This is a genomic window from Mangrovicella endophytica (assembly GCF_002893625.1).
Lineage (GTDB): Bacteria > Pseudomonadota > Alphaproteobacteria > Rhizobiales > Rhizobiaceae > Mangrovicella > Mangrovicella endophytica.
The window spans coordinates 20,817-28,865 of record NZ_PKMZ01000019.1 but is presented as its reverse complement, the minus strand read 5'-3'; the positions used below and the strand labels follow the sequence as shown (position 1 = coordinate 28,865).

Here is an 8,049-nt window from a genome sequence, read left to right as displayed (position 1 = left end):
CGCCGGGCGCCCACTTTGTCGGCTCGTCTCGGCCGTAGCCCCGCTACGACCTTCGCGAGCCTCCGCGTGGATCACCACGGCGGACCGCCAAACAGAGCGATCCCGTGTTCGCCGGAAATGCTCTAGGATGCACGACATGGAATCGCGCCGGCGCGCTTGATGCCGGCCGCAATCGACGAGCCTTCATGCCCATCCGCCAGCTGTCCGAAACCGTGATCGACCGCATCGCCGCCGGCGAGGTGGTGGAGCGCCCGGCGAGCGTGGTGAAGGAGCTGGTGGAGAACGCGCTGGATTCCGGTGCGCGGCGGATCGAGATCGCCACGGCCGGCGGCGGCAAGAGCCTGATCCGGGTGAGCGACGATGGCTGCGGCATCCCGGCCGACGAACTGCCGCTCGCCGTGCGCCGCCACTGCACCTCCAAGCTGAGTGACGATCTCCTGGCCGTGGCGACGCTTGGCTTCCGCGGTGAGGCGCTGCCCTCGATCGGCTCGGTGGCGCGGCTCCTTTTGCGCTCACGGGCGCGCGGCGCGGAGGGCGCGCATGAGATCGCCGTCGACGGGGGACGGCTCGATGGACCGCGCCCGGCCGCGCTGTCGGGCGGCACCATCGTCGAGGTGCGCGACCTCTTCCACGCCGTTCCGGCGCGGCTGAAGTTCCTGAAGGGCGAGCGCGCCGAGAGCGGGGCGATCACCGACGTGGTGCGCCGCATCGCCATTGCGTTCCCGCAGGTGCGCTTCGAACTCTCCGGGCCGGACCGCACCCGCACCGTCTTCGATGCTGTCGGCGCGAATGAGGCGCTTCGCCGAACGGCTGCGGTCGTCGGCGAGGACTTTGCCGATAATGCTATTCCGATCGTCGCCGAGCGGGAGGGCGTGCGGCTTGACGGCTTCGCCGGCCTGCCGACCTTCAACCGCGGCAATGCGCTGTTCCAGTTCTTCTATGTCAACGGCCGCCCGGTGCGCGACAAGCTTCTGATGTCGGCGCTGCGCGGCGCCTATGCCGACGTCATCGCCAAGGACCGGCACCCGATCGCCGTCCTGTTCCTGACGCTCGATCCGGCAGAGGTGGACGTCAACGTCCATCCCGCCAAGGCGGACGTGCGGTTCCGCGATCCGGGTCTGGTCCGCGGGCTGGTGGTCGGCGCCATCCGGCAGGCTTTTGCGGCCGAAGGCCTGCGCGGCTCGACGGCAGGCGCGGCCGGGCTGCTGGCGCGGTTTCGCCCGGACGGCGCCGCGGCGGCCGCAACGGCGCGTTTCGAGGGCTTCGCACCGGGTAGCGCGACATCCTCCTACGCAGCATCCTACACGGCCCGCTCCAACGGATATGCCGGCGGTTTCGGCGAGGACCGGCAGAGCCGCTACGATCCCGCGGCATCGCCTTACCGGCCGCTGGACGGATCGTTTTCCGCCGAATTCTCACCTTCGGCGGCCGAGGACGATGCGTGGCAGCCATCGCCGCCTGCGCATGAGCGTCCGGGCGCTTCCGCCGACGCAGCGGCGCCTTCATCCGCCTCCGGCGACTATCCGCTCGGGGCGGCGCGGGCGCAGCTGCACGATGCCTATATTGTCGCGGAGACGGCGGACGGTCTCGTCATCGTCGATCAGCACGCCGCGCATGAGCGGCTCGTCTACGAGGCGCTGAAGACGGCACTCCATGACAAGCCGGCGGCCTCGCAGCTCCTGCTGCTGCCCGAGATCGTCGACCTGCCTGAGGACGATGTCGATCGCCTGGCGGAAGCGGCGCCGTCGCTCGCCCGCTTCGGCCTGCATCTGGAGCGTTTCGGACCCGGCGCTGTGGCGGTGCGCGAGACCCCTGCCCTTCTCGGGACCGTCGACTGCCAGCGGCTGGTGCGCGATCTGGCCGACGAGATCGCCGACTTCGGGACGCCGGAGCGCTTGCGCGAGCGGCTCGACCATGTCGCCGCGACCATCGCCTGCCACGGCTCGGTGCGCTCCGGACGTCGGATGCGGCCGGAGGAAATGAATGCGCTCCTGCGCCAGATGGAAGTCACGCCAGGCGCCGGCCAGTGTAACCACGGGCGGCCGACCTTCATTGAGCTGAAGCTTGCCGACATCGAGAAGCTGTTCGGCCGGCGTTGACTTTTGCGGCGGTTCGATGCTGTTCCGATATGAAGCTGCCGGGTCTACCCACCGGCCACACAACAAGCGAGGCGCGACATGAACCGCATGGACAGCGGCGGCGAAGCCAAGCTGCGCTACGGCACGCCCGACTTCGAAGTCATCCGCCCGGGTGCCTATGTGCGCTGCGCCGTGACCGGCGAGGCGATCCCGCTCGACCTCCTGAAATACTGGAGCGTCGAGCGTCAGGAGCCTTACGTCGACGCCGCGGCCTCCTTCAAACGCGCGACTGAGGCACAGGGCGGCGGGCGCTGAGCCCCCTCACCTGACATCAGGATGATGCTCTAGCCGAAGCGGCGGCGATGAAAGCCTTCGACCGTCTCGCGGATGATGCGCTCGCCAAGCGTATCCGGCTCGAAGACCAGCTCGACGTCGAGCACCTTGACCGCGGCCTGAAAGGCGCGCGCCTCGTCCGTCACCGGTGACAGGCGCGCGGCATCCTTGCGGGTGGTGACGAGCAGCAAATCCTCCCGCTCCGCCTGCTCCGTCAGTTCCGCCATCTCGGCCGCGCTCAGCGGGTGATGATCCGGAAAGTCCCGGGTCGCACCGATCTCGACGCCCATCTCCCGAAGCGTCCGGTAGAACTTGTCGGGATCGGCGATGCCGGCAAAGGCGAGCACGCGCTGACCGGCCAGCGCTTCGGGATCTTGCGGCACGAGCCTTGCCTCGAAGACGGGGCGGTTGCCGCGGGCGGTCCGCCGGATCGCGGCGTCACCCGCCGAGCCCTGGCTGATCACCAAGAGCGCCGTCGCGTGGCGGATCTGATCCGTCAGCGGCGCGCGCAACGGCCCCGCCGGCACGACATGGCCGTTGCCGAGCCCGCGTCCCGCGTCGATCACCAGCAGCGCGTAGTCCATGGTGAGCCGGGCGCTCTGGAACCCGTCGTCCATGATGACGAAGTCGCAGCCCGCCTGGCGCCGCAGCAGTTCGGCGCCCTGCTTGCGGTCGACCGCAACGGCGGTTGGCGCGACGGCGGCGAGCAGCAGCGGCTCGTCGCCGACCGTGCGGGCATCATGGTGGGCGGGATCGACGAGCATCGGGCGTGCCGCCGCGCCGCCATGGCCACGGGACACGTAGCCCGGCCGGTAGCCGAGCTGCTGCGCGGCACGGCCGATCGCGATCGCCGTCGGCGTCTTGCCGCCGCCGCCGACGGTGAAATTGCCGATGCAGATCACCGGTACCCCGGCCTCGGCTCGCTCGCCATGATCGAGCCGCCAGCGCGCCGCCGCGCCGTAGATCGCCGCCGCCGGCGCCAACAGCACCGCCTGCCAGGAGTGTGTCCGCCACCAGAAGGGCGGCGTCTCTCCGGCCATCATCGGCCGGCGAGGCCCCGCTCGCGCCTCTCCAGGCTGTTCGACAGTTTCAAGGGATGCAGAAAGGGCTCCAGCGCCTGCATCGTGCGGGAGAGCGCGCCGCGCATCTCGCCGACCGTGGCGTCCGCCGCGGTGATCATCTTCTGCCGGAGATCCCGCTCGCCGAGCAGGCGCTCCACCTCGCCGGACAGGTTCTCGGCATCGCGGATGAGGCGCGCGCCGCCATTGCGAAGCAGCCGCTGATAGACGTCACGGAAGTTCTGGACGTAGCGGCCGGAGAGGATGGCCGTGCCCAGCATCGCCGCCTCCAGCGGGTTCTGCCCGCCTTGCGCACTCACTGACTTGCCCACGAATGCGATCTCGGTGAGCCGCAGATAAAGGCCCATTTCGCCCATCGTGTCGCCGAGAAGGACGTCGGTCTCCTGCGTCGGCGCTTCGCCGCGGCCGCGACGGGCGACCTTCAGGCCGGCGGCGGCAAGCATGGCGGCGACTTCGTCACCGCGTTCGGCATGGCGCGGCACGATGATGGTGAGGATGCCGGGACGGCGCGCCTTCACCATCTGATGCACGGTTGCCGCCATCTCCTCCTCGCCCGCGTGGGTGGAGACCGCCGCCCAGACCGGTCGGCCGCCGATCGCGGCGCGCAGCGCCGACAATTCCCCGGCCTCAAAGGGCGGCGGGGTCGTGTCGGCCTTGAGGTTGCCGGCCACGGTCACGGCGCGTGCGCCGAGAAGATGATAGCGCTCACCGTCGATCTCGGACTGGGCAACGACGTGCGAGAGGTTCTCCATCAGCGCTTCGGCCAGCGACGGCGCCGACTTCCAGCGGCTGAAGGAACGGTCCGAAAGCCGTGCATTGACAAGGATCTGCGGCACGCGGCGGCGGCCGAGCTCCAGCATCGTCATCGGCCAGATCTCGCTTTCGGCCACGATCGCGACATCCGGACGCCAATGATCGAGAAAGCGCGACACGGAGGGTTTGAGGTCGAGCGGCACATATTGATGGATGACGCAGTCGCCGAGCCGTTCCTCCACCATCGCAGCCGAGGTGGTGGTCCCGGTCGTCATCACGATGCGGATGTCTTCGGCGGCGATCGCGCGCACCAACGGCGTCACCGCGGCACTCTCGCCAACGCTTGCGGCATGCATCCAGATCAGTGGCCCGTCGCCGGGCCGCCCGACGCTGGCAAAGCCGTAGCGCTCACGCCGGCGCAGCTTATCTTCCTTGCCGCGCGACACCCGCCAGCCGACATAGGGGCCGAGCATGGGATAGGCGAGCGATCCGGCGAAGCGGTAGGCGGTCAGGGCTGCCCGGGCCAGAAGATCGCTCACGGGCGTCCCTCCGCCAGACGCAGGGCCTCGACATTGGCCGCCTCGATGGCGCGCGTTACCTCGCGCCGCTTTTCCTCCAGCAGGACCGCGTCGGCATCAGCGGGCACGAGGATCGGCGCGCCGAGCACGACGGCGAGCGTGCCGAAAGGCAGCGGCACGCTCGTCTTGTCCCAGGAGCTTTCGATGACGTGGCGGCGGCTCGTGACCGCGGCCGACGGGATGATCGGCCGTCCCGAGATCCGGGCAAGCGTGACGATGCCGAGGCCGGCCTCGCGCGGGGTACCCTTCGGCACATCGGCAATCATGCAGACACCCGTCCCTTCGCCGAGCAGGCGCCGAAGCGCGATCAGGGCGCGAACGCCGCCCTTGTCGCGCTGCCCGACCTCGCGGGCGCGACCGCCTGAGCCGCGCACGGTGCTGATGCCGAAGCGCTCGACCACAGACGCATTGATCTCCGCGTCGCGGTTGCGCGACAGAAGTGCCACGTAAGGCAGCGTCTTCGGGCGGAAGAATGGCGCGAGCAGATGCTGGCCGTGCCAGAGGCCGACGATCGCCGGATGCTCCGACGTCAACACCTGCGTCCAGTCGCTGGAGCCGGGCGCCAGACGCTGACAGCGCCGGACCGCGACCAGAAGCCAGTAGACGAGCGCGCCAGCGCCAGCATGCAGAACCGGGCTTTCCATCAGCCGGCGCCGCAAACGCCGCCAGCGCTTCGAGAGGGACATCGAACGCAGGGCATGGCGGCGGGCCGGCGCAGTGTCTCTGCCCGTCGCCCGTTTCGACCGTTCGGTCACTGCCATCTCGCGCGTCGCGTCCAGCGTTCGACCTTCAAGCGTTCTCAGGATCGAGAAGTCGATGCATGTGGACGATGAAGTAGCGCATCGACGCGTTGTCGACCGTTTCCTGGGCCTTGCCGCGCCATGCAGCGAGCGCCGAGGCATAGTCGGGATAGATCCCGACGAGATCAAGCCGATCGAGATCCTTGAACTCGACTCGGTCGAAGCTCTTCATCTCGCCGCCGAAGACGAGGTGAAGTCTCTGCTTGGGTTCCTGCTCAACGGCCATGATCGCTCCTGTCGCTCCACCCTTCTTGCGATTATCGTGCTTCGGCGTCCAGAGCCAAGGCGCGGATCGCCGGGACGGCGTGGTCGGCCGCGGCGAACAGGTAGCCGTGCTCCTTGCCTTCCAGACGATAGTGGCGCGGCTGATGCTGGAGGTCGCAGAGTGAGCCGCCCGCCCGCTCCAGAATGAGATCACCGGCGGCGATGTCCCAGTCGTTGGCGCGCGGCCGGATCACCGTGCCGTCCAGCCGTCCATCCGCCACCATGACGAGGCGATAGGCGAGTGACGGCACGCTCGGCGCCAGACTGAGGCTGGCCGTCGCCTTGCGTCCAAGCTTGCGGTGAACCGTGTCGGGGAGCGCCACGTGCAGCGGACGCATGTCATCTGCCGCCGAGACGCTGAGCGGCACGCCGTTCAGCAAGGCCGGGCCGCCTGCGGTGGCGACGAACACCTCGCCAAGGGCAGGCGCATCGATGACGCCGGCGATCGGACGACCGTTCTCGATGACCGCCACCGACACACACCAGGTCTCCTCGCCGCGCAGGAACGCGCGAGTGCCGTCGATCGGATCGATCACGAAGAAGCGCTCGGTCGTATGTGCGGCCGCCTCGACGGGGGTCTCCTCCGACAACCAGCCATAGCCTGGCCGCGCACCGAGCAGCGTTTCACGCAGGATGTTGTCGGCGGCGAAATCCGCTTCGCTGACCGGCGAATTGCCTTCCTTCCACCAGACCTTCGGGTCGCGGCGGAAGAAGCCCATGGCGATCGCCGCCGCTTCCCGCGCCGCCGCCGTGATCAGCTCCAGTTCGGCCGTCGCATCGCTCGCCATCAGCGGCCCGCCACGGTCATCGTGCCGAGCAGCATGGTGGGCGCCACGATCGAGAAGCGTTCGTCGAGATCGTCCGCCAGGGCCAGGTCGAGCAGCATGTCCTTCAGATTGCCCGCGATCGTCAGCTCGGAGACCGGGACCGTCAATTCGCCGTTTTCGATGAGGTAGCCAGAGGCGCCGCGGCTGTAGTCGCCGGTGACGAGATCGGCACCGTGACCGATCAACTCGTCGACATAAAGGCCGCGGCTGATCGAGCCGATCAGCGCCGCCGGCGACCGGGAGCCGGGCGTCACGATGACGTTGGAAGCCGAGGGCGAGACACCGGACGAGGATCGGGACGCGCGAGCGTTGGTGGTCAGGCCGAGTTCCTTTGCCGTTGCCGTGTCGAGCAGCCAGTTGCGCAGGACCCCGTTCTCCACCAGCGGCAGGCTGTCGCCGCGGATGCCCTCGCCGTCGAAGGGCCGCGACCCGGAGCGGCGGCGCAGCAGCGGCTCGTCGATAATGGAGACGTCCGCCGGCAGGATGCGCCCGCCCATGCGGTCCTTGAGAAAGCTGGTGCCTCTTGCGATCGCCGCGCCGTTGATGGCGCCGAGGATGTGCCCGACTACGCCACGCGAGATGCGGGGATCGAAGATGACGGGGTAGCGCCCGGTTTCAACCTTCTGCGGCCCGACGCGTCGCGCCGTCCGCTCGCCCGCCCGCCGCCCGATCGCCTCGGCCGGATCGAGATCGCCATAGTGGATGCGCGAATCGAAGTCGTAGTCGCGCTGCATCCCCGTGCCCTCGCCGGCAATGACGCTGACGGAGCGGGAGAAGCCGGAGCGGCGACGCGCGCCCGCAAATCCGGTGGATGTCACGAGGACCAGGCCGGAGGTTCCGGCCGATGCACCGGCGCCGCCGGAATTGGTGATCCCCGGCACGGCGCGTGCCGCGTCCTCCGCCGCCAGAGCCGCCTCGACCAGCGCCTCCGTCGGCACCTCGGTCGGATCGTAGAGGTCGAGATCGAGGTCGCCGTCGCACAGCCTGTCCGGATCGGCGAGGCCGGCAAACGGATCCTCCGGCGAGACCTTCGCCATGGCGACCGCCCGCTCGACCAGCGGCCCGATCTCGGTGCTGACATCGGCCGAGACGGTGGCGACGCGCCGGCCCACGAAGACCCTCAGCGCCAGATCCTCGCTTTCGGAGCTCTCCGTCGATTCGACGGCTCCCAGCCGCACGGACGCCGAGCGCGAGGACGAGCGCATCACCGCGGCATCGGCCGCGTCCGCCCCGCTTTTCAAGGCGGTGTCGATCAGCCGCTCTGCGAGGCCGAGCAGCCTTGAGGATTGATCATCCATATGGGGGCCTAGTGAATCCGGATGCGAACCATCTATTGT

Annotated in this window: 8 protein-coding genes; 2 read left to right on the top strand and 6 right to left on the bottom strand. The window is 69.1% G+C overall.

Annotated elements, in window-relative coordinates:
• Positions 1-185 precede the first annotated feature (185 nt).
• Entirely contained in the window at positions 186-2,099 is a 1,914-nt protein-coding gene (mutL, locus tag C0R46_RS20345; protein ID WP_102961508.1) for a DNA mismatch repair endonuclease MutL, read from the top strand.
• A 78-nt stretch (positions 2,100-2,177) separates the two neighbouring features.
• A complete protein-coding gene (locus C0R46_RS20340) occupies positions 2,178-2,393 on the top strand; it encodes a DUF2093 domain-containing protein (protein WP_198598425.1) in 216 nt (71 codons plus the stop codon).
• 29 nt (positions 2,394-2,422) lie between these two features.
• On the opposite strand, the gene lpxK is transcribed toward C0R46_RS20340, so the two are convergent.
• From lpxK to C0R46_RS20310, 6 genes are all read right to left on the bottom strand, one after another.
• The gene (gene lpxK / locus C0R46_RS20335; RefSeq protein ID WP_245413705.1) at positions 2,423-3,454 is read right to left on the bottom strand and encodes a tetraacyldisaccharide 4'-kinase; all 1,032 of its coding nucleotides are present in this window, start codon (positions 3,452-3,454) and stop codon (positions 2,423-2,425) included.
• Positions 3,451-4,782: a lipid IV(A) 3-deoxy-D-manno-octulosonic acid transferase gene (gene waaA, locus C0R46_RS20330; RefSeq protein ID WP_102961506.1), complete on the bottom strand. Its 1,332-nt coding sequence runs from the start codon at positions 4,780-4,782 to the stop codon at positions 3,451-3,453. The genes lpxK and waaA overlap by 4 nt, the downstream gene beginning before the upstream one ends.
• Positions 4,779-5,465: a lysophospholipid acyltransferase family protein gene (locus C0R46_RS20325; protein WP_245413704.1), complete on the bottom strand. Its 687-nt coding sequence runs from the start codon at positions 5,463-5,465 to the stop codon at positions 4,779-4,781. The genes waaA and C0R46_RS20325 overlap by 4 nt, the downstream gene beginning before the upstream one ends.
• 145 nt (positions 5,466-5,610) lie before the next feature.
• A complete protein-coding gene (locus tag C0R46_RS20320) occupies positions 5,611-5,847 on the bottom strand; it encodes a DUF4170 domain-containing protein (RefSeq protein ID WP_102961505.1) in 237 nt (78 codons plus the stop codon).
• Between the two features lie 31 nt (positions 5,848-5,878).
• The gene (locus tag C0R46_RS20315; protein WP_102961504.1) at positions 5,879-6,673 is read right to left on the bottom strand and encodes a 3'(2'),5'-bisphosphate nucleotidase CysQ; all 795 of its coding nucleotides are present in this window, start codon (positions 6,671-6,673) and stop codon (positions 5,879-5,881) included.
• Positions 6,673-8,010 (bottom strand): TldD/PmbA family protein, encoded by a 1,338-nt coding sequence (locus C0R46_RS20310; RefSeq protein WP_102961503.1) that lies wholly within the window; start codon positions 8,008-8,010, stop codon positions 6,673-6,675. The genes C0R46_RS20315 and C0R46_RS20310 overlap by 1 nt, the downstream gene beginning before the upstream one ends.
• Positions 8,011-8,049 lie beyond the last annotated feature (39 nt).

Excerpts from the sequence above, each read along its gene's own strand:
- mutL (WP_102961508.1), top strand. The coding sequence starts at position 186 with ATGCCCATCCGCCAGCTGTCCGAAACCGTGATCGACCGCATCGCCGCC.
- C0R46_RS20340 (WP_198598425.1), top strand. The coding sequence starts at position 2,178 with ATGAACCGCATGGACAGCGGCGGCGAAGCCAAGCTGCGCTACGGCACG.
- lpxK (WP_245413705.1), bottom strand. The coding sequence starts at position 3,454 with ATGATGGCCGGAGAGACGCCGCCCTTCTGGTGGCGGACACACTCCTGG.
- C0R46_RS20325 (WP_245413704.1), bottom strand. The coding sequence starts at position 5,465 with ATGGAAAGCCCGGTTCTGCATGCTGGCGCTGGCGCGCTCGTCTACTGG.
- C0R46_RS20320 (WP_102961505.1), bottom strand. The coding sequence starts at position 5,847 with ATGGCCGTTGAGCAGGAACCCAAGCAGAGACTTCACCTCGTCTTCGGC.
- C0R46_RS20315 (WP_102961504.1), bottom strand. The coding sequence starts at position 6,673 with ATGGCGAGCGATGCGACGGCCGAACTGGAGCTGATCACGGCGGCGGCG.
- C0R46_RS20310 (WP_102961503.1), bottom strand. The coding sequence starts at position 8,010 with ATGGATGATCAATCCTCAAGGCTGCTCGGCCTCGCAGAGCGGCTGATC.